This is a genomic window from Maribellus luteus, from assembly GCF_003576475.1.
Taxonomy (GTDB): Bacteria; Bacteroidota; Bacteroidia; order Bacteroidales; family Prolixibacteraceae; genus Draconibacterium; species Draconibacterium luteum.
Map to the genome: position 1 here is coordinate 306,741 of NZ_QWGR01000004.1, position 26,335 is coordinate 333,075.

Genomic DNA, 26,335 nt, shown 5'->3' on the forward strand with positions numbered 1-26,335 from the left:
GCCAATGTCGCTATGTTTCCTGTATAAATATTTAAATAATTAAAAGAATGAAGAAGCGTATTTTACTGGTTGTTTCGTTTATTGTTTTGGCAGTATTAATTGGTTTTGCGCAAGAGAATAGCACAATAATAGTTCCTTATCCTAATCATTATGAGGCTAAAAAGGGGCACTTTGATTTTACCAATCGGTTAACCGTGTCAACAGATGCAGATGAGTTCGATGATATAGTCAGGGTATTTACGACACAGGCCAAGAGCTATGCCAATATCAATGTGCGTCAAAAGAAACGAAATGCCCGGGTTAAGCTGGTCAAATCAAGCGAAGTGACAGCCAAAGAGGCTTATCGCTTAGTAATTGAACCGGACGAAATTGTTATTGAAGCAAACGCTTCGGAAGGGACGTTCTACGGGTTGCAGTCACTCATCCAATTGCTTATTAATGCGCAGCAAAAGGGTAATACATCAATTCCCTGTGGTGTGGTCGATGATAGTCCACGTTACGAGTGGCGCGGTTTTATGCTCGATGAGTCTCGTCATTTCTTTGGTATGGAAGAAGTGAAAAAGATACTGGACATGATGGCGCTGCAAAAACTAAACAAGTTTCACTGGCACCTGACAGATGAGCCCGCATGGCGTATCGAAATAAAACAATATCCTTTGTTAACCGAAGTGGGTGGTGCCGGAACCAAATGGGATAAGAATGCACCCGTCAGGTTTTATACCCAAAAGGAGATAAAAGAAATAATTGAGTATGCAGCCGAACGTTTTATTGAAATTATCCCTGAAATAGACATGCCCGGTCATGCAACGGCTGCTGTTAGAGCATATCCCGAATTTGGCGGAGGTGGTTCAGAAAGAAACCCTGATTTCACCTTTCACCCGGGCAAAGAAGGAACATACCAGTTTCTGACCAATATCCTTAAGGAAGTGGCTGTTTTATTCCCTTCTGAATTTATCCATATCGGAGGTGATGAAGTGCACTATGGTAATCAACAGTGGGCAAGTTTTCCTGAAATACAGGATCTGATGAAAAGAGAGGGCTTGAAAGACCTAGTTGATGTAGAGCATTACTTTTTAAACCGGATGGCCGATTCGGTTAAATGCATTGGGAAAACAGTAATGGGATGGGACGAAGTGACGAATGCGGGTTTAAGAAACGAGAATACCTGGGTAATGTGGTGGCGACACGATAAACCACAAATGTTACAGACGGCGGTTGATAAGAAGTACGCAACAATTATGTGTCCTCGCAGACCGCTTTATTTTGATTTTGTGCAGCATGATTCGCACAAAGACGGAAGACGATGGGGTGGCTTTTGTCCTATTGAAGACGTATATGCTTTCCCCAATGAGGAAATGACAGGTGGTCAGTTTTATAAAAGTGACTTTGTTAAAGGAATTCAGGCCAATGTGTGGACGGAAACCATGCACACGGTCGAACGACTTGAGTTTATGGTGTTTCCACGTTTGTCGGCACTGGCTGAAGCAGCCTGGACCAAGGAACGAAACAAAGATTATGAGGGCTTTAATAGTCGCCTTGGCTGGTTAATTACATTTTTCGAGGGGCAGAATATTAGCCTGTTTGATCCGCTTCATCCGGAGCGTATCTCAGAAATCAATGGGGTGAGTGAAGAAAAACACTAAGGTGATTAATTCTGCATTTCTAATTTTTAAACTGGATGCGAGTTGTCAGTTCGAATTAGGTTGTTGGATTATAAAACAGCTATTAAATGAAACGGATTATTACATTGGCCATCTTCGTGCTTAGCTCTTGTTTTTGGGTAAATGCGGGTACAGATGGCGGAACAAAAGAAAATAAGAGTGAAATAAGTAATAAGCTGACATGGTGGGAAGATGCTAAATTTGGCATGTTTATTCACTGGGGCTTATATTCAAAAACAGCAGGATATTGGAAAGATAGGAAGGCAACAGGGTTCGAGCATTTTATGCTTTACGAACGTATTCCCTGGAAGGAATATGCCACTATTGCTAACGACTTTAACCCGGTTAACTACAATGCAGAAGAGTGGGTATTGACCGCAAAAAATGCCGGGATGAAATACCTGGTTATTACCGCCAAGCATCATGATGGTTTTGCCCTTTTTGATTCACCTTCGAGTGATTATGACATTGTCGATTGCACGCCATATGCAAAAGATCCAATGAAAGAATTGTCGGCTGCTTGTCATAAACATGGCATCAGACTTGGTTTTTATTATTCCCTGGGGCGCGATTGGCAAGATCCGGATGTGCCGACAAACTGGCCGGTTAAGGGAGGGAGAAGTAATACCTGGGACTATCCTGATGAGGATAAAAAGGTGTTTAACAAGTATTTTGAACGAAAAGTTAAACCTCAAGTACGAGAACTGCTTACCCAATACGGAAAAGTTGACGTTTTATGGTTCGATACGCCCGGATTAATTAGTGAAGCCGAAAGCGAAGAACTGCGTAATTTTATATTAACGATTCAGCCCGAATGCATTATCAATAGCCGCATCGGAAACGGGAAAGGCGATTACAACGTTCACGAACAAAACATTGTACAAAAAGGAGATACCAGCCCTTGGGAATCATGTATTACAATGAGTCGCAACTGGGGGTTTGTAGCGTATGATACGGCTTACAAAAGCCCGGAGCTAATGATACGTCAGCTGCTCGAAATAGTGAGTAAAGGAGGTAATTTCTTGCTTAATAATGGGCCTACAGCTAAAGGCGATATGACGGAGCAGACGCTTATCAGCTTAGAAAAGATTGGTGAATGGATGAAGCTCAATGCAGAAGGAGTTTATGGTACACAACCCTGGCATGTGGCTAATGAGCGACTTGATAATAAAATCAGCGAGCATACGCTTCAAAAGCACGATGATAAAAACACCATGAAAGATGCTGTAAATGATGCAACATCCAGGCAGATTTTTCCCGAAGTCCGTTTTACATCAAAAGGAGAAAATGTGTATGCTTATGTGTGCAGTCTTGAAAGCTCTGAAGTGTGCATTAAATCTTTGGCAGCCGATAAAGCCGGAAAAATAGAAAGTGTTGAATGGCTGGGCAGAGCTGATAAAGTCGAATGGAAACAAACGGAGCTGGGATTAATACTTAACATGTCAGCTAACCCAATTGATGAAATACCGGTGGCCGGTTTCAGAATTAAATTTGGTAAGTCTAATAGATAAAACGTTCGGGGAGTGTAGTTGGCTACCTTTTAATACTATAGCAATGAAAATAGAGAGAATCACGACTATTGGTATTGTCATTCTTAGCGCGATGATTTTGTTATCGGGATGTTCAGGAACGAAAACCAATGAAGAAAAAGAAACGCCGGAATGGGCAAACCTGGTGTACGACCGCATTGGCGTGGCTCCTGTTGGAGGTGGTTTTGAAATGGAAGATTACTGGGTTTGGGGAAGTTCAGTAGTAAAAGGCGACGATGGATTGTATCATATGTTTGCCAGTCGTTGGCCAAAAAAATTGCCTTTCCATCCGGGCTGGATGACTGATTCAGAAATTGTACACGCCACTTCTGCCACTCCTGAAGGCCCCTTTGAATTTAGCGATGTGGCCCTTGGTGCCCGGGGCGCGCAATATTGGGACGGGCGCTCTGCCCATAATCCAAGGGTATTGCGCTACAAGGATTTATACGTCATGTTTTACACCGGATCAACTCACCCCTTCGCCGATGTTAGCAACCCTGATACGTTGAAATTAGGTACCGCTTATCCCGTAGTAGCTCGCTCTAATAAGCGCATCGGTATCGCTACTTCTAAAAGTCCGTACGGGCCTTGGGCGCGTCGTGATGCACCTGCCTTAGACACAAAGCCCGATTCTTTTTACAGCTTCCTAACTTCAAATCCATCGCCTTGGATTAACGAGGATGGAAGTGTGGTGCTGATGTTTAAATCGAGAGCTTATGGTGATAAGTATCCTTTCCAAAGCAGAATGTTCATTGGTATGGCCATGGCTCCCGACATTAACAGCCCGCTAAAGGTGGTTTCTGACGAACCTGTATTTAGTAAAGACAAATTTGGTGTTATAGAAGATCCTTTCATTTGGAAAGATGAAAATGGGTATCATATGATTGCCAAAGACCAGTACGGTGAAATCACAGGACATCATCATGCGGGTGTAATGGCACACTCCGTTGATGCGATCAACTGGATGGTAGATGATCAGCCTCTGGCCTATGAACGTGTCATCAACTGGAGCGATGGACAGGCCATTAAAATGGGACAACTGGAAAGGCCTTTTGGATTAATTGAGCAGGGAAGACTTACACACTTGTTCTTTGCAACAATGGATGGTCCGGGAGGCTTTAATCGTTCTACAAAATCGTGGAATATGGTATTGCCTCTGAAATAGGTTCGATGGTTCTAAAGTACGGCATTGAAGGGGTGTGCAACGATGGTGAAAGAAACCAGGTAGACGGTTTGCTAAGTTTAAAGTCGTGAAAAGTGCGAAAAATAGAAATTGATAATTATAAATAGTGTTATGAGATTTTTGGGACAGCTTTTTTTTATTTTGATTTCGATAGGAGTCTTTTTCGGATGTAAGAAGGAAAATGCAAATCAAACTTTTATAGAAGAGAATATAGAATTTGCATCTGCTCAAATCGGATTGCAATTGGATGCAATTCGTAAAACCAATAAGGTGTTGAATCCAAGAACAATTAATGAGGATGGGACTACCCGCTATGTGAATCCGCAATGTTGGACAAGTGGCTTTTTTCCTGGTACGATGTGGTATATGTATGAACTAACTGGCGAGCAGAAATGGATCGATTACGGGACTGAATTAACTGAATCGTTGGAGAGTGTGCAATACCTGAAGTGGCATCATGATGTGGGTTTCATGATCGGATGTAGTTATGGCAATGCATACCGTTTAAACAAAAATGAGAAGTATGCCAACGTGATTGTCCAGGCTGCTAAGTCGTTATCAACCCGATTCAGACCCGGAGCAGGCGTTATACAATCGTGGAATACCACAAACGGATGGATGTCGCAGCGTGGTTGGGAATGTCCGGTCATTATAGACAATATGATGAACCTCGAACTGCTGTTTAATGCCACGCGCCTGAGTGGTGATTCCACTTTTTATGACATTGCAGTACAGCATGCTAACACTACTTTGACAAACCAGTTCAGGGAGGATTTTAGCTCGTGGCATGTTGTTGACTATGATACTATCACAGGGGATGTGCGTCAGAAAAATACCGCGCAGGGGTATTCCGATGATTCGGCCTGGGCCAGAGGGCAAGCCTGGGGCTTGTACGGCTACACAGTGTGTTATCGCGAAACAAAGGATCCCAGGTATCTAAAGGTGGCCGAAGAAATAGCTAATTTCATTTTTAGCTCACCAAGTTTACCGGATGACTTAGTGCCGTTTTGGGATTACAATGCACCGAATGTTCCTAGTGAGTTGCGCGATGCTTCAGCCGCTGCTATAACGGCGTCTGCCTTGTACGAACTTAGCGGTTTCTCTGAAAACAGGGAGCTTTATCTTGTAAAAGCGAAAGAGATAATGGAATCATTGGCCTCGTCGGTCTACAGAGCAAAGTTAGGAGAAAACAATTTCTTTTTATTAAAACACTCAGTAGGAAGCATTCCTCATGGAGCCGAAATTGATGTACCTCTCAATTATGCTGATTACTATTTCCTTGAAGCACTCAAACGGTTTAGGGAATTAGAACAATAATTAATCTGTTTCACTCCCATCCGCCAAGAATTCTTGGCGAAATAATAATTAGCGAACCATGTGTATGAAAAAAAATAGTGAGAATAAATTAATGATGGCCCTTCGAAACCTGGCGGCTCTATTGGTCGTGCTTTGTTTTTCGATAGGCCAAACCGAAGCGCAACAGCACGACTGGGAAAATCCTGCGGTGATCGGGATCAATAAGGAACAACCGCACGCTACGCTCTATCCTTTTGATACGTGGGAACAGGCCCTGAGTGGGCAAGCAGAAAATTCACAATGGATACAGCTGTTGAATGGAAACTGGAAGTTCAACTGGGTTAAGCACCCGGACGAACGACCTGTTGAATTTTATCAGACCAGTTTTGATGATTCTAAATGGAACACCATTCCGGTACCGTCTAACTGGCAGTTGCACGGCTATGGAAAGCCGATTTATACCAATGCAACTTATCCGTTTAAAAACAATCCTCCCTATGTTATGTCGGAGCCGGATAGCGCCTACACTTCATTCGAAATGCGCAATCCGGTTGGCTCTTACAGACACCAGTTTATGGTTGATGAAAGTTGGGATGGGCGCGAGCTGTTCATCCACTTTAATGGTGTGAAAAGTGCATTCTATTTATGGATTAATGGTGAGAAAGTAGGATATAGTCAGGGGAGTATGACTTCAGCAGAGTTCAATGTGACCGACTATGTGAAGCCGGGTAAAAACCTTTTGGCGGCGGAAGTATACCGCTGGAGTGATGGTTCCTACCTGGAAGATCAGGATTTCTTCAGGTTCAGCGGAATTTTCAGGGATGTTTACCTGATGGCTGCACCAAAATTGCATATCCGTGACTTTTTTGCCCGAAGCACTTTCGACGCGGATTATAAAAACGCAGAATTGAATGTTACGGCTTACATTCACAATTATGGAGAAAAAGCTCAGTACCGCACGCATCTGCAGCTTGACCTGGTGGATGCCAATGGCAATTACTACAAACAATCACCTTTAGCAGAACACCTGACGGTGATGATTTTTCCCGGTAACGAAAGTGTTGTTCATTTAAAACAAAAGGTTTTGAATCCGCGTCAGTGGAGTGCCGAAGATCCATACTTGTACAAAGCTATTCTGACGCTAAAAGATGATCAGGGCAATGTGCTTGAACGGGTATCCACCGATTTTGGTTTCCGCGATGTAAAGGTGGAAGAGGGTGAATTGCTGGTTAATGGACAGCCTGTCTATATAAAAGGAGTGAACCGCCATGAGCACGACCCTGTTACGGGGCGTAATGTATCCAAAGAGCGTATGTTACAGGATGTGTTAATCATGAAGCAAAATAACATCAACACGGTGCGGATGGCACACTATCCCAATGATCCCTACTTTTATGAGTTATGTAATAAGTACGGCTTGTATGTTATTGATGAAGCCAATGTGGAATCGCACGGAGTAGGTTATGAACCAGCTAAAACACTGGGCAATCAACTGGAGTGGCGCGAGGCTCATGTCGATCGGATTCGTCGGATGGTAGAGCGTGATAAAAACCATCCTTCCATTATCATCTGGTCATTAGGAAATGAAGCCGGAGATGGTACCAGCTTTGAAGTGGCGCGCGATTACATCCGTCAGCGCGATCCGGAGCGCCTGGTGCAATACGAGCGCGCCGGCACACGCAGTTATACCGATATTATCTGTCCGCAATATTCTCATCCGTGGGAATTGGTTAATTATGCCACGGGTAAGAGTGGCTCAATATACCCAGGCACCTGGAGATGGGGAACCTTTGATTATACTGCATCTCAAACACGTACACAACCCTGGATTTTTTCTGAATATGCGCACGCCATGGGAAATAGTTTAGGCAATTTTCAGGATTACTGGGATGTGATTGAAGCGAACAAATACCTGCAGGGTGGTTGTATCTGGGATTTTGTGGATCAGGGTCTTCAGGCAAAGGATGATAATGGGAAGGTGTATTTCAAATATGGAGGTGATTACAAAGATTACCCTAACGATGGTAATTTTTGTTGTAACGGAATTGTGCGGCCTGACCGAACACCAAATCCTGCTTTATATGAGGTGAAAAAGGTTTACCAATATCATAAGATTGAGCCTGTAAATTTGTTGAGAGGAGAAGTAAATTTGTTTAATAAGCATTTCTTTATTGGAACGGAACATTTGTTATTTAACTGGGAACTAACAGAGAATGGAAAACTGTTGCAGCAGGGACAATTACCTATTTACAATGTGGAACCACGTCAAAAGATGCGTATCCGTATCCCGTTTGAAAAGCCACAACTAAAGCCGGGTGCTGAGTATTATTTGAAAGTCACTGCTACTTTACGCGAAGATGGTTTATGGGCGAAGAAGGGACATGTGACAGCATGGGATCAGTACGCTATTCCTTATGAAGTGCCGGCAATAGAAGAGCAAGACCTGGATACCTTCCCGGCTTTACAGATGGTGCAAAGCGAAGATGCGATTCGTGTGTTCAACAAGGCATTTTCAGTTGAAGTCGATCCCAAAAGTGGCCAGGTTGTATCTTACAAAAAAAGAAAAACCGAACTGCTGACTGCTCCTGTTAAAGTTAATTTCTGGCGGGTGCCGACCGATAATGATCGTGGTAATAAAATGCCAAAGCGCCTGAGTGTTTGGAAGAATCCTTCAATGGAAGTGCGGTCGGTGGATGTGGATCAGGTAAGAGAAGGATTGGTAATTGTAGAGGTGAAAAGTAAATTGGTGGTCGGAAGCCATAGCGAGGTTGTGAACACCTATACGATCACCGGCGATGGAGCATTGAGAGTGCATACATCGGTAAGTTTGGAAGGTGAAGAAATTCCTGAAATGCCTCGATTTGGAGTTCAACTAGCCATTGATGACAAATACAACAATGTTAGTTTCTTTGGTCGTGGCCCATGGGAAACCTATTGGGACCGCAAAACATGCGGGGAAGTGGCTATCCATTCAGGAAAAGTAGATGAATTTATTCACGATTATGTTCGCCCTCAGGAAAATGGTAACCACGCCGATGTTCGTTGGGTAACACTGACCGATTCAGGGAAGAACGGATTGAAGGTGGTTGCCAAAGAATTAATTCATTTTTCGGCATGGCCTTATAGTATGGAAACACTGGAGGCAGCGACACACCCTGTTTATTTGAAACGAGATGGCAACATTACTTTGAATATTGACTATAAGCAGATGGGAGTTGGTGGCGACGACAGTTGGGGATCTAGAACCCATGAAAAGTATTGGCTGAAAGCAAATAACTATGCGTTTGAATTTGTTCTACAATGGGAGTAGCATTAATATAGCGGCAGTGGATAAAAATGACCCTGTAGTAAGGAATTTTTGAGCCAATGGTGTACTGGTTGAAGCATCGTGAAGATCCATGGTTTCAACAAGTTTTTAACAGGTTAATTAGTTGGAAACATAGGTCAGAATAGCTATTTAGAAGATTATGAAAAAGAAAAAAAATCTGCGGATATTATTGATTGTGATATGTGCCTGTGTTTTTTGGGTGGGATATCAATTATTGAAGGGTAATGGTACCGAAACAGATATTGAACAAGGCGTTAAGCATCCTAACGTTGTCATTATATATGCCGATGACTTGGGATATGGTGACATAAGTGCTTATGGAGTAGGAAAACTTAATACGCCCAATATAGATCGGATAGCTACCGAGGGTATTCGGTTCGGAAATGGATATGCCACTTCTGCAACCTGTACACCAAGCCGTTATTCATTGCTCACCGGGCAATACCCATGGCGTAATGCCAAAGCTCAGGTGCTTTCAGGAGACGCACCTTTTTTGATAGATACTGAGCAGCCTACATTGCCAAAAATATTGAAGAATGCTGGCTACAGAACAGCCGTAGTAGGGAAATGGCATTTAGGAATGGGCGACGGCTATGTGGATTGGAATGAGACAATAAAATTAAATCCCAATGCCATAGGTTTTGATTATTCATACGTGATGGCTGCTACCAACGACCGTGTGCCCAATGTGTATGTTGAGAATGGTGATGTGGTTGGATTAGATAAAACCGATTCATTAAAGGTTAGTTACAAGAAAAACTTTGAAGGCGAACCAACCGGAAAAGCCAATCCTGAACTTTTAAAAGTAATGTATAGCCACGGACACGACATGAGCATTAATAATGGTATTTCCAGAATTGGCTATCAGAAAGGAGGGAAGTCTGCGCAATGGATAGATGAAAATATGGCAGATACATTTCTTGTAAGGGCGCAGCAATTTGTAAAACAAAGAAGTGACAATCCATTCTTCCTGTTTTATGCCCTGCACCAGCCGCATGTGCCGAGGGTGCCACATCCCCGATTTGTGGGCACAACAGGAATGGGACCGCGTGGCGATGTTATTGCAGAAGCAGATTGGTGTGTTGGTGAATTTCTGAAAACGCTGGAGCAGGAAGGGCTAATGGAAAACACCCTTATTGTATTCTCGAGTGACAATGGGCCGGTGCTCGATGATGGTTATTTGGACGAATCGGCAGAGAAAGTAGGTGATCATACACCCGCCGGTCCTCTCAGGGGAGGTAAATATAGTTTATATGATGCCGGAACAAGGGTTCCTTTTATGGTGATGTGGAAAGACAAAATTAAACCGGGAGTGTCCAATACAATTATTTCTCAGGTTGACCTGGTGGCATCCTTAAGTAAATTAACTGGGCAAACCGTCCCACAAACCGATAGCGAAGATATGCTGGATGTGCTGCTTGGCCACTCGCAAAAAGGAAGAGAAAGTGTTGTTGTCGAGGGGCTCTATCATCGAACGGCATTCAGGAAAGGCGACTGGATACTGATACCTGCGTACGAAGGCACCAAAAAAGTGAGTTGGGGGGTCGATAACGAAACTGGTTTTGGGTATGATACACAGCTGTATAACATTACAGACGATATTGCGCAGCGGAATGATTTGGCAAAACAGATGCCTGAAAAGGTAAATGAGCTCATGGAAGAATTTAGAATAATTTTAGATGACAACTGATTCATAATCATTGGAACTAGTCTGGAAGTGTAATTTTCTTTCATTCATATTTAATATTGTTAGACAGAGTTCATTTTACAGTTTCTTGTTCAGCACAGGCTAATAGTTTTTGCATCAAAAAAAACAGTACAAAAATAATTTCATGTTCGATTTTGCGAAGCAATCTTTTTAAAATTGAAAGGTGTAGCTGGCATTAATACCGATGAGCAGTTAAAATTACCCAGTAGAGATAGCATATGTCTTATTGACACTTAAGTGACTATCGGGGTATTTCCATGGGAGAATTAGTCGATAAAGTGGATAGTAAGTTTGTTTTGGATGTTACAGAAAAAGAAGAAAGTGCTTAAATCATTGATTTAAGCACTTTTTGTTCATTTGGCTTTCACCTAGTACCCGAGGCGGGTACACAACCCAGAATTTAGGTAATTTATAGCAATTCAAAAGAAATCATATACAACTTAAAATACTGTAATACAATAGTATAAAAAATTTCATTGTTTTTGGTTTCTTTTCAAAAAATCTTAAATTTACTTTTTTTGTTACTATTTTGTTACTCGCTGTTAAATAGAGTAAACATTATTTAGAACACTATATATCAGTGCATTATGGGAAGAAAAAGGAGAGGAACACGAAAAAATAATGTTGTTTTAAGAGAAAAAACATTGGCAAATGGGAATATTTCGCTGTATTTGGATATATATAGGAGTGGAAAAAGGTCTTATGAATTCTTAAAACTATACATCATAGATAAGCCACAAACACCTTTTGACCGAGAGCAGAATAACAAAAACTACCAGCTTGCAGAAAACACGAGGACGAAGAGAGAGGAAGAACTAAATCATGATGAATTTGGGTTCATTGCACCTCATCTTAAAAAAACGAATTTTTTAGCCTTTTTTCAGGACTTTCTTGACAACTACAACAAGAAGGATGATCGAATGGTGAAAGGTAGTTTTGAGTACTTTAAAAGCTTTCTCAAAGAGGAAAATATTTCTTTGTCATCCCCATTATATCCAAAAGATATTACGCCGTTTTTGATTCAAAAATACGCTGATTATCTTCAATCAAAATTACAAGGAGAAACACCGGCATCTTATTTTAAAAGATTTAAAAAGGTTCTTACCTATGCTGTATCTAAAAATTTATTTCATAAGAATCCAGCAGCAGGTATAAGTATTACAATTAATGAAGGATTGAAAAAGGATATTCTCACGTTTAAAGAGATACAGGCGTTAGCCGATGCTGATTGCCCTAACTCAGAGGTGAAAAGGGCTTTTCTTTTCTCTCTCAATACAGGGTTGCGATGGGTTGATGTTAATGAATTGAAATACAGGAATGTTGATTACAGCAACCGGAAATTAACAGTTAATCAGGCAAAGACAAAACATAGCTCCACCAATTCACTTGTAATTATTGATCTCAACGCTACAGCAATGAGACTGATTGGAGAACAAAAGTTGCCAGACGATAAGATTTTCAATCTTCCTTCCCATACGGGTTGTCTAAATAATTTGAAAACATGGGTCGGTAATGCTAAAATTAACAAGCACATCACTTGGCACTGCGCCCGGCACTCTTTTGCTGTAAACTTACTTGGAGAGGTTAAAACAGATATTAAAACTGTTGCTTCGCTGCTGGGCCACTCAGGTTTGAAACACACTGAAAAATATACTCGGGCTGTTGATGAATTAAAAAATAAGGCTGTTAATGGGATTCCTGAATTAAAGTTATAGAAATGTCATTGGTGTCTGGTCTAATTTATATGCGACAATTGTGATTATCCAAACAGGTATTTAAACAAGTCCCAAATTTGCCTTCCCGATAACTTCATTAGCCTTATTTCACCTGTATCATATATTCTGAAATTTAATATTTGTTTTGGAACTATATCAATATCGAATACATAATAAACAATTAAGCCGGGATAGGTAAATAGAAAACTCCTACCATTGTCAGAGCCAACCGGCTGACCAATATATTGTTTCAAGTTAGGATTATCACCTGCATCAAGCATAAATAGCATTGTGAAATCCTCATTTCCTTTGGGATTTCCATTCAAAATCATCTCTCGTAATTCTTCCCTAACATTTTCATCAATCTTAATCTCTTTAAAAAATGGCCTTGATGAAACGGAAGCCCTCCACAATATCGACAAAAAGAACAACTTAATTTTAGCATAATCTACGTTCTGAACTGTTACCTGTCCTGGCGAAAATTGATACATAAGCTGATTGCTTAATTGCTTTCCATATAAGAATAGTTTTGTGTAATCCTCATAATTCTTTATTATTCCACCATCACATTCTTTGCATAAGATACCGCCCTCATACTCTCCACTATTCTGTCTTCCTCTCCTCGCAACTTTACCTTTTAAGGACTTCCCAAAATCAATTTTATGCACCGTGTGGTCATCATGATATATTTTACCATCACGGTACATAAAGTCTGGAATTATATGAGATTTATTTAGAAGTTGTTTTTCTTGAAGACATAATTTACAAATCCCAGTTTTCATTGCCATACTCTTGATTTTAAATTAGGTTGAGAAGATTTGCAATCAAAAGTCTCTTTCAATTTGTCTTGCCGTTATTACTTTTGACACCAAGCTTTCATACCTGATATGTCTTTCTTCGCAAAGTGGTATTAATTCTTTTAGTATTCTGTCAAAGTCTCGCTCCTTTTCAATAATGATATATTCTACCTGATTCAGATCAAGTTTCATTCTATCGCCATTTTGAATTGCATCTGGTATGTTTTCTTTCTTTACTTTTACAAGTAGCTCAGTAGTTGCCGTGGGCGGGACATATCTCCATTCACGTTCATCATAAAACTTTTTGCGTCTCCGTCTATTTTCTTTTTGATAGTATTGGAACCCAATGAATTGTTTTAAATAGGGCAATAAATGTCGTTCTACATAGGGTTCAACATTTTCTTTCCCTACCAACCTTTTAACAAAGGTATTTTCACTGGTCACATACCAAACAGGCTTTACTCCTTGCTCTCTGGCATAAGTACGTTTTATCCCGATACCATATCTGCCGTACCAATCAAAATGTTCTTTTATTAAGCTTAGTGGTATGTCACAAAAACATGCCATCGGGATTCGATAACCATTGTTTGCTATTGGCAGCTTTTCGTATGTGTTATGACAGTAGAAGCCATTTTTCAAGTTATCAATCAAAAAATCGATACTATCTGTGAAATTAAACAAGGTGGTTGAACTTACTCTGGTCATATGTTTGTAGATTTTAAGAATTAGCCATTCACATTCCTCTCTTCAATTTCAGCACAATCAGGACATAGTCCAGATTCGTTCACAGATTCAACTTCTTCTCCGCACATTTCACAATGCTCAACTTTTACAATTTCTACTTCAAAACTATTAATCCCCTCTCCTCTATATGCGTCTGTACTAACATTATAAATAGTTCCACATCCTCCTGGACATTCAAACCTATCTGACCACTCCACAGGTATTAATTCACCACATGGGCATTCAAAAAATGATGTCCCGCAATAATTACACTCCGCAGTTCGGATTCTGATGGACTGTGATGTCATATCATCAGGAATTTCTACGTCATCCGTGTCCGGGAAGCTAATACGTATTTGATTCTTGTCGTAATATGCCTTGTTTGGATCAATAATGTCAAAATAATCAGAAAAATCAACAGAAGGATAGTATTCATATTGGCACTGAGGGCAATGTATTCTATCATCGAAATGTTCGATTTCCTCAATTTCCTCAATTGTCAGGAACTCATTCTCCAACGAATTAATTAGTTTACCTAAAGAATAATGAAACTCTGTTTTTGTTTTTGAAAGATACGGTTCTAAATCGGGATGAATATTTTCTTTGTTATCAGGAGCAGAGAAATCACCGCTGTTACTGGAAACAAAACACGATTTGGGTAAAAGAAACTGTGGTTCATCTCCCTCATCAAGAAAAGGGAACTCGGATTTTTCATTCTCGTAGATATGTTCGATCGCACTCAGTAAGATTAAGGCATCTGCCATACTATTTTTTTTATCGCCGATGAATGGTGCTTTTTTTTCTAAAGCCAAATTTGACGCTTCAACTTTCACTTGATCCGAAACCTCTATCTTAACTGTTTTATTGAGTAAAAAGTCTTCAACTTTATCTACATGTTCACGATATTGCTTTACTTTTTTGTCGTATTTATCTTTTAATGCCTTTTGTACTTTTTTGAATTTCTTTTTACCACTGCCAACGAAATTCTTTATTGCTTTGATATTATTTGCGTAGCTTTTATACTTGTTTTCTAAGAGCTTCAATTGCTTTTCAGCAATTTCTTTATTTCTCCTCCATTCGTCAATTACAATATCATTAACCAATATGACAAGGCTACCGTCTTCAACTCTTTTTGTAATTATATCGAATATTTTGAAATGCAGTTCATCGTGGTTGTTCGATAAAACATTAAAACCATTCGACAGATATATCCAGTTATTCGTGTCTAAAAAGATGAATGTTCTCATGATAAATAGCTTAGGCTAAATTCAACTTATCAAATAATACCCGGTTTCTTTCTTTCGAATCTTTCAGCACCTTGTCAAAGCTCATTATTTCCACATACATATTATAGTTATCGTTAAAAGAGAAATAGCCATCACCATCGGGGAGAATCTTGTAACCGGCATCCTCTGCAAATGCCTTTAGCTTCTTTGTTAAATCACAAATAATGTAGGCATAGATAGGTGTGTTTGGCCTAAAATCAAACTCCCTGTCATGTTTGTCCTTGACATCACCATTGATGATTTCACGTGCATAACGATTAATTTGGGCTATTGGATTTTCCTTTTCAGAATAATCATTACGCATCGGACGCTTAAACTCAATTAAAACAATCGATTCATAGGGTTTATCATCATTGGAAAAGGCAAATGGCTTATTGAAAATTAATAGGTCGGGTCGATCAGGTGAATCAGAATTTAAAGGCTTAATCTGTTTGAAAGATTTGTCAGAAGCCAAGTACTTGTGATAAGCAAGTTTCTCGTCCAGCATCCAAAGATTATGGTCCTCAAAACCAAGCTCATCAGAAAAGGTTTGAAGTGGAAAAATAAGGCTGTGTACGGCTCTTTCCGGGGCTTTTCGTTTTAATAGCTTGTCAAAAAGGTCTAAAACCAGTTTGCGATGTACCACGTACTCGGAAAGCTTAGCATTTCCAACCTCAATAATTTTTGCATATAATTCCTTATGGCTGTCTTCAAAATCGGTCAGATCTTCCTCGCTGTCGATGAATTTCAAGACCGAAGTTGTTTCTTTTTTTACATCAAGCTCTAACTCCTGCTGTATCTTGAATACTTCAATCTCCATTTTATCTTCGGAATATGTCGAAGGAATGCGCTTTAAAGCATCAGGTTTATATTTCAGTAACTGCTTATATCTCGGGTGTTGTGAAACAAATTCTTTTACCCGATTTATTCGAATCGATGACAATTCCTGAATTTGGCCTTCAAATTCATCTTCTATTAAAGTTGTAATTGCTTTTCGTAGTTCCTCTTGCGAAGTTTGGTCATCAAATTCAAACTCACTCTTGTTAAAACTGATTGAGGTTCTTTCCTCATTTACGTTCTCATCAAGGTATTCACCTTCAACATAAACAGCAATTGAGAAGTTATTGCCTTCTTCATCAACAAGAAAATTATCCAGTTCAGGAATGTCAGTCGCTATTTTATCGTAATCGACTTCTCGCGAATTAGCACAGTAATGAATTTTATTATCGGGACGTTTACCATTAAGCAGCTTTACTATGCTCAATTTGAATTTGTTAGCCCTAATTTTCAATGGCTTTGTTTTAACTTGGCCATTCGTAAACAAATTAAACAAATCATTCACAACCAGTTGGCTATCAACGTCATTAATAATGATTCGAGGACAATCCTTACTTAAAAAGTAAATAAATGTGTGTTCGATTATTTTAAAAGCAATGTCCTCCGGCTTGCTGTTACACCATTTTCTGTAATCTTCTTTTAATCCCTTTAGCTTAACAATTGTATATCGTTCATCAGTACTATTTACTCTCTCATTAGAATGTTTCTCAATCCCTTTTTTTGTCGGCTCAAAACTGAATTTTCTAAGATTCCAATATCCATTCTCCCTGTATCGGCTTTCAATCTCTGCTCTTTTAAATGCGCGAAGCCAAGTGAATCGACCAATTCCCTTTCCTCCCTTTTTATATGTGGAGTGTGCATAATTAAAGGATTCATAGTTTTCGTCATTAAACCCAATACCATTGTCGGTAACGACAAAATCGACTATTTCTGGCAACTGATCCCCTTTTTCACCTTCAAAGTCTAAGCTTTGCTGTGTTGATCGTATTATATCAATTTCAATTATGCCTGGGGACGTGGCACTATCTTCTTCTATTGCCTGTATTGAGTTTACTACAGCTTCATATAATGGCAAGAGAGTGTTATTGTAGGCAAGTTTCTTTTCGTTAATTTTTCCTTTAATATCAATTTCCATGCTGTTCAGGTATTAGGTTCAATTTATCATCACTTTTGTGTATTCTACTGTAATCTAACTGCTGAATTCTTTTAATTGTATTTCTGAATTGTTACCTGGCAAGTTTGAATTTCGAGTTTATGATCTTCAATGCTTTCATCAATATCAATATACTTGCCCCATATCCAGTTTTGTAACTTCATTTTAATAAGATTGAGGAAGTTATTTAAGTTGGACAGGTTGCCAAAGGTTAAAAAGTTAAATGCCAACCATACAAGAATTGCTGCCTCAGAGTAGTTAATTGCATCTTCAAGGTTTTGCACCCAGCCGATCCTATATAATCCAAACAGATATAAACCCCATAAGACGACAAAGCAAAAACGTACCGCGAGATAAATTCTATTAAATCGTTTGGTTAGTTTTGTTTTTAAAGTCTCCTTCTTTTCGAGTAATGCTTTCAATTTATCATGACGATGTTTTGCCTGCTCCTTATTTTCTTTAAACTCATCAAACGAAAAATTAGTGCCGACATCGACTTTTCCAAGTGACGCTACATATATTATCAATAGAAATAAGAGAAACAGTACTATTAAAATCCAGCTATCATCGTCTCGTTTTTTTGTCATAAATGCAAGCTCTTTTCAAGTGTGTTATCGTGTAACCATTAAATACTATGCCAGAAGTTGATCACTTTCTTCACTCTCTACCTCAGCTCCCCAACCTGTTGGCACAACTCCATTTTCTTTCATCCAGCGAAACGACTTTATGATAATATCATCCTTATCATATTTCTTTTTGCGATTACTCCATTGCAAGAAGTCTTGTTCTAAAAGATGCTCACTTACAGGCTGGTTGTTTATAATACGGTTATTCCAAACCGCATATAAAGTTGATATTACCTCACAGTGTTTAAGCTCCCACTTCTTCATCACACTAAGAAGGTGATTAATGCGAAGCATCTCATCTTCAAACTTCTCTCTAAAAATTTCATCAATAGAAGCGAATTCCAAAGATGGAAGATAGTGTACCTCTGTGATATTCCCTTTCTTCTCCTTTTCTGTAGAGTAGAGGCGAAACCGTTGAAAATACTGTTCTACATCTTTAATTAGTTTCCCATCGTAGGGTCCGGCTGTTTTCTTTACAAAATGAGAGTTAACATTTATTCGGCAGTGATACTCAGTTAAGTGTAGTAGCTTCATCAGCTTCGTTCTACCAATCTGTTCGTGTCCAATTCTTTTCACAATATATGCAGCAAGTACAGCTCTTTCTATTGGTTCACATTCTTTAGTTTGGAAATCCACATTAACAGTTTTGCCATATCCTACTGCCGGTTCAGCAGCCAATCCCAACTCACTAACTTTCTCTTTAGCATCTTTTACCGTAACCTGCCCATTCATTAACATGGGCAATAACCAATCGCGAAGGGCCGCCAGCTGTTGGTTTTCGGTTTCCAATATATCCTGCCTTTTAAATATAGGCTCAGCTTTAGAATTATATTCTTTGAGTAGTGTTTTACATGGTAAAGAGATCTTAATTGTTTTTAATGTTGATCCTGAAACCTCTTTAAATGTTGAACCAACACCATTCTTTTCAATGGCCGGAATCATATTTTTAACAGTGTAAAAAACATATTCTGTTGAATAGCCCTTGTTTGTCACAAAAGATTTGAAACCTTGGTTCGTTGTTACATCTGTCCTTGAAATTGCCAAGTAACCTATAGGTGCTCTTGAACTTAACAAAACTGTTCCTTTGGGCATTATTGTCAATGAAGCATCTCTAACACCTACATCAGTGGCATCAAACTCGCCTCTTGTTATAAATTTATTTCCTTTATTAAGTGATAAATCCCTTGGTGTAATCCAAGGGATTCCAAGTCCATAACAAAAGTTTTTGGTATTTGATTTAGATGGAGTACTACCACCAATGATTGTTCCTAAGTCATCTAATGTACCAGCTTTCCACCCCTCAGGAATTTCCCTTTTAAGCTCTGGGCTATATACCATTTTGCCACCTGACGATTTATACGGTTTCCCCTGCTCATTTGGAAAATCAAATTGTACAAACCAATAATCATACAGAGTTTTTGCCAGCTGTTCTAACTCAACATTAATTCGATTGTTGATTTCAATTTTTGTGTCGAGTGAAGAAAGTACCGAAGCTATCTTTTTCTGAATACTAATTTCAGGTAACCATATCTGCAAAGTACTTACGACGTCAAAGGTTATCTGAGGGAAACTACCGATTCTATTTTCAGCTCTTTGTTGTAAGTAATCCAAAGTTCTTTCGGCAGTGAGGAAGTGGTATAAGTAATCAGTATCTAAAACATCTTTCGATATATTTCTTAACACCATCAATTTAGTTGAAACAATATAATCTTCGATGTTTTCAATGTTCTTAACGTAGGCATACCTTTTATTTTTCGGTCTAATTTCGCTGTACAAAATATCTCCATTCTTAATTGACTTCTTTGCTTGTCCTTTGAGTTCCGAAACTTTGGTATAGTGATTAATCAATATTTTTCCTGCCAAAACATCGGAAGTATTAAGAAATACAAGCTCATCCTTATTAAAACGATGAGTTTGGGAGATTGAAGCAATTAATTCACCTAAAGGGATGTAGTTATTCATAATTTAATCCCTCCAACTGCTTTTTAATTTCCTTTTCTAATTCTGTTGATTCCGCAAAAAGTGTGGTCAGATTACTTTTAAAACCATTCATTTTGTCTTCGAACTCAACATGTGTAATATCCACATATTCAATCTTAACTTCAAAATATTGCCCTGCGCTAAAGCTGTAGTTTTTGGCTTTAATATCGTCGTAATTAACTACCACCGAGAAATCATCTTCAGGAATCTTGTTATTGAAAGTTTGAATGATTTTCTTTTCTTCGCTTTCAGATAAAACTGTCTTTTGATTTTTACCGTCTTTAATTGTTTCTCCAAGGTTGGAAGCATCTATTAATACTACATTGCCTTTGTCTTCATCATCAATAAACAAAATGGATACATTAGTTCCGGTAGCTGCAAATATATTGCTTGGCATACTTACCACACCAGCCAGCATTTTTTCATCTACAAGTTTCTGTCGTATTTTTTTGTCGATACCGCTTTGAGCCGTAATAAATCCGGTAGGTACTACTACTGCTGCTTTACCACCTGTGTTAAGGCTGTACATAATGTGCTGGATAAACAGCGGGTAAATTGCCATTTTGTCTTTAGCTTTTGCTGGTACTTTGGCTATGCCAGCAAAAAAGCGGTCGTTGTTTTCTTTGGTATCCAAGTCATCCCTAAAATCAGAAAAATCAAGCTTAAATGGCGGATTTGACACGATGTAGTCAAACTTTTCCAGTTCTCCTTTTTCGTTAACGTGGTAAGGATTGAGCAAGGTATTGCCTTGAATAATATTCTGAATGGAATGTACCAGGTTATTCAGAATCAGATTTAAACGTAGCAGGTTCGACGACTTTTGTGAAATATCCTGTGAATAGATGGTACACTTGTCTTCTCCAATGGCGTGAGCAAGGTTCATCAACAAAGTTCCCGATCCGGCACTTGGATCATAGCAAGTCACATTTTGTACTGGTTTATTTACCATTATGGCAGCCATAATTTTAGCTACTGCATGAGGCGTAAAATATTCAGCATATTTGCCACCGGCGTTGGCGTTGTAGTCTTTTATCAGATACTCAAAAATAGTAGCATAAAAGTCAAATTTCTGGTTGAAAATATGCTCAAAACTAAAGCCGGTTAGCTTATTAATCATTGCCCGGCAAAAGTCGTCGCGCAATGATGTATCCGAAATAAATTCACTCAACCTGTCGAACAACGTAACTTTTGCTCCACCAGCAGTTTTCACAGAGAAAATATCGTTGTTGTTAATGGCTATATCACGTAAAGTATCGTCAAACGTCTTGGCAAAATCAGCTTCGTTTTGTTTACTAAACAAGTTTGTAATCAAATGCTCTGGTTTCAGCTTTGCTGTATCGGCATTTAATTGCAATAACAGCATTTCGTAATCATTGTCGCTGTATTCACTAATAGCCTGCTCCCAACTTTCAGCATTGGCAAGCTTCTCATCAAGCTGTTTAACTTCGTAGGCAAACTTATCGTTCAAAAACTTATACAGAAATACCTGTGTGATTATTTTAAATTCATTGCCATCGTTCCCTAAACCATAATTGGCACATACGCCTTTCAGTCCGTCAATTAATTCCTTCGTCTTTATCTGAAAATCTAATGTTGTCATGCAACTACCCCGTTAAAATCGTTCATATATTCCTTCACTACCAAGCTGTTAATGTATTTCGAGCTTTCGGCGTCCAGTTTAATGTTGTTCTCGCGCACAAATTTATTTATTACCAGCTTAATCATTAACTGTTCAAAGTAACTTTCATTGCTTAATATTCGAGAATTTTGCAAGACCGTCTCATCAGCCTCATTTTTAATGCCTTCCAATGCTTCAAAAAGTTGAATTTCTTTTTGGGTAATAGTACCGCGTTCCATTAAACGCTTATGTATTCGAGCGTATTTTTCGTCTTTTTTATACTTGTCACGCAGCAAGTTATTCTGACGATTTAACTCCTTAATCTTTTCGTGTATTTTTCGCAGACTTTCAATATTGGCTTTCATTTCTTCCTGCGATATTTCATTTAACTTCTTGTTTTTAAATAAGCGTTCCAACTCTTCTTTTAACGAAATAAATTCCGGGTCTTTTTTATCGAAGTTCCCGGCAAGTGCCTCCCTTGTTATTCGCAAAGTATTTTTTAACTGATCGGCAATAATCAGTTCTTCTTCCTTTATTTTGGTGAACATGAACAGCACATCTTCCAAAGCCACATTTAATAGGTTGGTGGTGTCGGTACTGCTTTCCACGGTTTCTTTAAGATGTAGTAAATCAAGATGATTACTTGCTTCCCGGTACAAAATGTTGATTCTATCAAAGTCAACTTTTTCCAGCAAGTCGTAATGTCCAAATAAGCGTATGAGGTTATACAGTTCTTTAGCGTTACCTAATACCTTCTTCAACTGCTGCATTTTCTCGATGCTGCTAATCTGGCTTATCTGCTGCTGGAATACTTCGGCATTGGATGTATCGAAGTGAAATAACACTTCTTTTAAATCTGCAATCTCTTCCTCAATCTCTTCTTTCGATTTAAAAAGGTTAGAGTAGGTTTGCATTTCATCGCCTAACTCAGCCTGTAACTCATCGAAGTAGGCTTTATTGGTGGCATCAAACTCTTTGCGTATATCAGCAAAATCAACCACATAACCGTATTTGAAATCTTTGTATGTCCGATTTACCCTTGTTAAAGTTTGCAGAAGGTTATGGCGTTTAATTACACGCCCCAGGTATAGTTTTTTTAATCGAGGTGCATCAAATCCTGTTAGCAGCATGTTGTAAACGAACAGAAAATCTATTTTACCATCCTTAAAATCTTCCACCATTAGCTTGCGTTCCTCTTTCGTGCCAACGTCATGTAAAATTAGTTCTGCTGACTTAACCTTACATTTCTGTTTCTGCTTTTCTCCATACGACTGATGTGGTTCTGCTGCTTGGGCCGGTTCATTGTTTTGTTGGTGCGAATTGGAATATTTCTCACTAAATATTTCAAATAGTGCTTTTGCCTGTTTTGAACTGTCGCAAACAACCATACCTCCAATGCTGCAATCGTTGAATAGCACCCGGCTCGATTCAAAATCATTTATGATGTAATCAAGCATCGGTTCTACAAAGTTGTGATGGGCAAAAGCTTCTTCTCTGTTCGCATCTCCTTTTAGAATTTCCAGTTCATCAAGGGCTTTGGCCAGAACCATTTTGTAATTGGTTGCTATTTCCTCCCGAATTAGCCTTAATGTGTAACCGTCGGCAATGGATGCATTGTAGTAGTATTTATGAATGTAATTTCCAAACAGCAATTTTGAATTATAATCGTCGCCCAACAATGGTGTTCCGGTCAACCCTATTTTTACAGAATTAGGGTCTGACTCTTTCAGGTTAGCAAGAAAACTGCCCCTGGGATTGTAACTCCTGTGTACCTCATCCAAAAAATAGACACGCTGAATATTAATGTCGTAATCCTTCGTTGAAATTACATCCGGATCATCTTTGAATTTCTGGATATTAACCACAGTAATTTCAGGCTTGCCGGAATGGTTATGTACAGCAGTTGTTTTTTTAATCTCTCTGGCAAATTCATCTCTTGAACTAACAGTATGTACCACCAAACCACGACTTGCAAATTCACGTTTTGCCTGAGTTGCTAAATCCAGCCGATCAACAATAAAGTAGAACTTTGGAATAACTGATTTTTTCTGATAGTAATCTGTCAGGTGTTTTACATTGTAATAGGCCAAGGCTGTTTTACCACTTCCCTGTGTGTGCCAGATGATACCTTTTTTTATACCATCGTTGAGCTTCGTTTCAATTGCTTTGGTGGCAAAAATCTGCGGATAACGCATGATGTGTTTCTGATAGCCTTTTTGGTCTTTCACATACGCGAAAGCATATTGAAGCATAAAAGCCAATCTCTCTTTGCAAAACAATGATGTTGAGACTCGGTTTGTAGGTGTATCTGGATTTTTATTAGTCAGGAATTCAGGGTTGTACTTTATTATATTCAGGTTGTTATCTTTCAAAATAAAATTTTCCAGTGCATCACCCTCAGGCCTTAGCAGGGCAGCAAGGTCAAATTGTTCCTCCTCCCTGAAATAGTTGAAGATAGGCTTGTAATAGGAAGGTGAAGCATAAAATACACCCTGTATAGGCTCAATTTCCTCATCGTCGTATTCCATATTGTTGGAGAAAACCATGAGCTGAGTAATATTCACAAAACGTCTGAATTTTTTGTTCTGAAAACGCCTGTTGATTCTTTCACGTTCAGCAATAATACCTTCACGGTTGTTTGGTTTTTTTACCTCGATAAATACCAGTGGCATCCCATTAACCAATAAAATAATATCAGGCCGAAACTCTTCGTCACCATTTTTGTAGGTAAGTTCCGTAACCACATTAAAAGTATTATTTGTGAAGTTTTCAAAGTCGATCAGTTTTAAACCTGATTTTGTTGTGAGCTTTTCATAAAAGGCTTTACCTAAATCTTCATTTTCGAGGCTCAGATTGACTTCTTCCAGCAGCTTGTCAATATCCTCTGGCTCAGAGCCGGGATTAATAGCTGCCACACTATTTTTAAAGATTCCGGTAAAAATGTTGGTGTCAATATTCCATTCAGAGTCTTTCAATGAAAGGTAGGAGTACCCCAATCTGGTTAGGTGCAAAATGGCCGGTATTTTTACCCTTGAATCTTCGTTAAATTTCATCGTCAACTAATTGTTTGGATTGAACATTTTGAAATATCTCACCAAATGATATTGCTTTTCCTTCACAAAGTTCTTTTGCAGCACTGTGTACCAGTCTGGCTCTCACATCAATGAACTCTTCAAAATCTGATTCAATCTTCGCAATTTTCTCTTCTTCTCCCAAATCAGCATAGCCGCCATTAGCAAGTTCTGCAACTGGTATCAGATGACTTTTTAATCGCTGGTCAACGATTTCTTCACTCATCCATTCATAACGTTCTTTTAAATAGGTCAAAGGATCTTTCCTTCCTATTGTTCTGTTAGTTACATTAGTTATTAATGAACAGTTTAAAGCAAGGTAACTTTCAATTTTTGCTTCTTTTAGCAAAGCATCAGGATAAATATGATGATACTCACGCGATAGCAAATGTTCTCTTGATGCTTTTTGCCCATCAGCAAAATCGTACGCTCCCAGATAATTTGCCACTGCTAATATTGCACGTCCTCTAACATTTTCACCTTTAGGCCACTTTACTACCTTTAGTTCTTCCACAGTAACCAGTGGGAAGTCTTTTGAAAATACGGGAGCATCTGTCTCCTTATAATGAGAGCCATCATCTTTTGTTGATTTGGTGATTATATTTTTTAGCACTTTATAGTCGGCAAAAGCTCTTGAAGCTGTCGAATTTTCATATCGCTCTGAAAAGAAAGATTTCCATAAATACTTTTTCAATAGTATCTCTGTACTTCCTCTTTCATCTCCCGAATCAGGAATCAATGTATATAAAGAGGCGATAACTGCTAAAACAGCATTTGTAGGTAACCTTTGTTTATCAAATATTCCTTGACTTTCAAGAAAGACTGCCATACTAACCAGTCCTTTCTGCAACTTATCCCAATTGTCAACCAATACAGCCTTGTCCATATCAATCATACCACGTTGATTAGGAATTTTATCTTGTAATAATGCAGACGTTGACAATATTAGATCTGATAGATCGAAGTATGATTTTACATTTGGGTGGTTTGCGTCCAGGTCGGATTGTAAATCATGTAACGACTCACCTTTCTTTCCTTCAACTTCTGCAACAATAATATCAAATAATGATAAAGGCTTACTATTGGTGTTCATGTTAATGAAAACATTTAACGCTGTTTCCTTTGGTGTTACAGTTGGTAAAGCCAGAAATGGTAAATTATAGTGTGTGATTATTTCTCTAATCTCAACAATGCGTGCTTTTAGCTCTTCTCGACATTTAAAATATTGGTGAACCAAGGTCATATCTGTTGCACCCTCTTTGGGCATTTTATCTACCAAAGCGGCTTCAATCCAAGCTTCAACCTCAGCATTAATATCACCGGGACGAAACAGATTACTTGGAATCAGTCCTCTACGATAACAAGGCTCAGGTTCATCCGCCCAAAGCGGGTATTTCTTCCCTTTATTCATCCATCTTGGCTGACAATACCCCGTCACCTCATCAAATTGAACCGAATCTTCAACCTTATCAAGCTCTGGAATGTAAACAAAGTAAGTTTCCCACTCATAATTATTATGCATCATTCGCCAAAATGCAGTTAAGCGTTGTTGCCCATCAAGCAAATGTTCTGTCACCCGGTTTTCTTTGTCCGGTTCAGCAGTTTCAATGTACCTGTCTACAAACTTTCGTTCGTCGCCTACATTTAAAATAAGAGTGATACCAAGAGGTAAGTTATTAACTGCTACTGATAAAAGGCCTGTAATCCGTCTTCTATCCCAGGCTTCAAATCGTTGAAATCTGGGTAGCTTTATTTCTCCATTATTAATTTTTACAAACCAGTCGGCAAGTTCACGATCGGTTGCTTTTATTGATTTAATTGCCATTGAAGAATATGGTTTTGATT

At 38.9% G+C, this 26,335-nt stretch carries 16 protein-coding genes; 7 read left to right on the forward strand and 9 right to left on the reverse strand.

Annotation, left to right across the window (positions count from 1 at the left end):
* Positions 1-47: 47 nt before the first annotated feature.
* The 7 genes from D1614_RS09430 (at position 48) to D1614_RS09460 (ending at position 12,420) form a co-directional block, all read left to right on the forward strand.
* Positions 48-1,643, forward strand: a complete 1,596-nt coding sequence (locus D1614_RS09430) for a beta-N-acetylhexosaminidase (protein ID WP_119437663.1) — start codon at positions 48-50, stop codon at positions 1,641-1,643.
* 86 nt (positions 1,644-1,729) lie between these two features.
* Positions 1,730-3,172: an alpha-L-fucosidase gene (locus tag D1614_RS09435; RefSeq protein ID WP_119437664.1), complete on the forward strand. Its 1,443-nt coding sequence runs from the start codon at positions 1,730-1,732 to the stop codon at positions 3,170-3,172.
* A 43-nt stretch (positions 3,173-3,215) separates the two neighbouring features.
* Positions 3,216-4,355, forward strand: coding sequence for a glycoside hydrolase family protein (locus D1614_RS09440; protein WP_147384141.1), 1,140 nt, complete (start codon positions 3,216-3,218; stop codon positions 4,353-4,355).
* Positions 4,356-4,643: 288 nt separating this feature from the next.
* Complete coding sequence (locus tag D1614_RS09445; RefSeq protein ID WP_438268350.1) at positions 4,644-5,690, forward strand: glycoside hydrolase family 88 protein; 1,047 nt, start codon at positions 4,644-4,646, stop codon at positions 5,688-5,690.
* Between the two features lie 64 nt (positions 5,691-5,754).
* Positions 5,755-8,979, forward strand: coding sequence for a beta-galactosidase, LacZ type (gene lacZ / locus D1614_RS09450; protein WP_162304457.1), 3,225 nt, complete (start codon positions 5,755-5,757; stop codon positions 8,977-8,979).
* A gap of 157 nt (positions 8,980-9,136) precedes the next feature.
* Positions 9,137-10,687: a sulfatase family protein gene (locus tag D1614_RS09455; protein WP_119437668.1), complete on the forward strand. Its 1,551-nt coding sequence runs from the start codon at positions 9,137-9,139 to the stop codon at positions 10,685-10,687.
* A 605-nt stretch (positions 10,688-11,292) separates the two neighbouring features.
* Complete coding sequence (locus D1614_RS09460; RefSeq protein ID WP_119437669.1) at positions 11,293-12,420, forward strand: site-specific integrase; 1,128 nt, start codon at positions 11,293-11,295, stop codon at positions 12,418-12,420.
* A 44-nt stretch (positions 12,421-12,464) separates the two neighbouring features.
* On the opposite strand, the gene D1614_RS09465 is transcribed toward D1614_RS09460, so the two are convergent.
* From D1614_RS09465 to D1614_RS09505, 9 genes are all read right to left on the reverse strand, one after another.
* Complete coding sequence (locus D1614_RS09465) at positions 12,465-13,208, reverse strand: hypothetical protein (protein WP_119437670.1); 744 nt, start codon at positions 13,206-13,208, stop codon at positions 12,465-12,467.
* Positions 13,209-13,244: 36 nt separating this feature from the next.
* On the reverse strand, positions 13,245-13,922 hold the full coding sequence (locus D1614_RS09470; RefSeq protein WP_119437671.1) for an abortive infection system antitoxin AbiGi family protein: 678 nt from the start codon (positions 13,920-13,922) through the stop codon (positions 13,245-13,247).
* Between the two features lie 20 nt (positions 13,923-13,942).
* Complete coding sequence (locus tag D1614_RS09475; protein ID WP_119437672.1) at positions 13,943-15,187, reverse strand: PIN domain-containing protein; 1,245 nt, start codon at positions 15,185-15,187, stop codon at positions 13,943-13,945.
* 10 nt (positions 15,188-15,197) lie between these two features.
* The gene (locus D1614_RS09480; RefSeq protein ID WP_119437673.1) at positions 15,198-17,177 is read right to left on the reverse strand and encodes an ATP-binding protein; all 1,980 of its coding nucleotides are present in this window, start codon (positions 17,175-17,177) and stop codon (positions 15,198-15,200) included.
* 71 nt (positions 17,178-17,248) lie between these two features.
* The gene (locus D1614_RS09485; protein WP_119437674.1) at positions 17,249-17,782 is read right to left on the reverse strand and encodes a hypothetical protein; all 534 of its coding nucleotides are present in this window, start codon (positions 17,780-17,782) and stop codon (positions 17,249-17,251) included.
* A gap of 45 nt (positions 17,783-17,827) precedes the next feature.
* Positions 17,828-19,783: a restriction endonuclease subunit S gene (locus tag D1614_RS09490; protein WP_119437675.1), complete on the reverse strand. Its 1,956-nt coding sequence runs from the start codon at positions 19,781-19,783 to the stop codon at positions 17,828-17,830.
* A complete protein-coding gene (locus D1614_RS09495) occupies positions 19,776-21,401 on the reverse strand; it encodes an HsdM family class I SAM-dependent methyltransferase (protein ID WP_119437676.1) in 1,626 nt (541 codons plus the stop codon). Before D1614_RS09495 ends, D1614_RS09490 begins: the two co-directional genes overlap by 8 nt.
* Positions 21,398-24,472, reverse strand: coding sequence for a type I restriction endonuclease subunit R (locus tag D1614_RS09500; protein ID WP_119437677.1), 3,075 nt, complete (start codon positions 24,470-24,472; stop codon positions 21,398-21,400). The genes D1614_RS09495 and D1614_RS09500 overlap by 4 nt, the downstream gene beginning before the upstream one ends.
* A complete protein-coding gene (locus D1614_RS09505) occupies positions 24,462-26,315 on the reverse strand; it encodes a DUF262 domain-containing protein (protein WP_119437678.1) in 1,854 nt (617 codons plus the stop codon). Before D1614_RS09505 ends, D1614_RS09500 begins: the two co-directional genes overlap by 11 nt.
* Positions 26,316-26,335 lie beyond the last annotated feature (20 nt).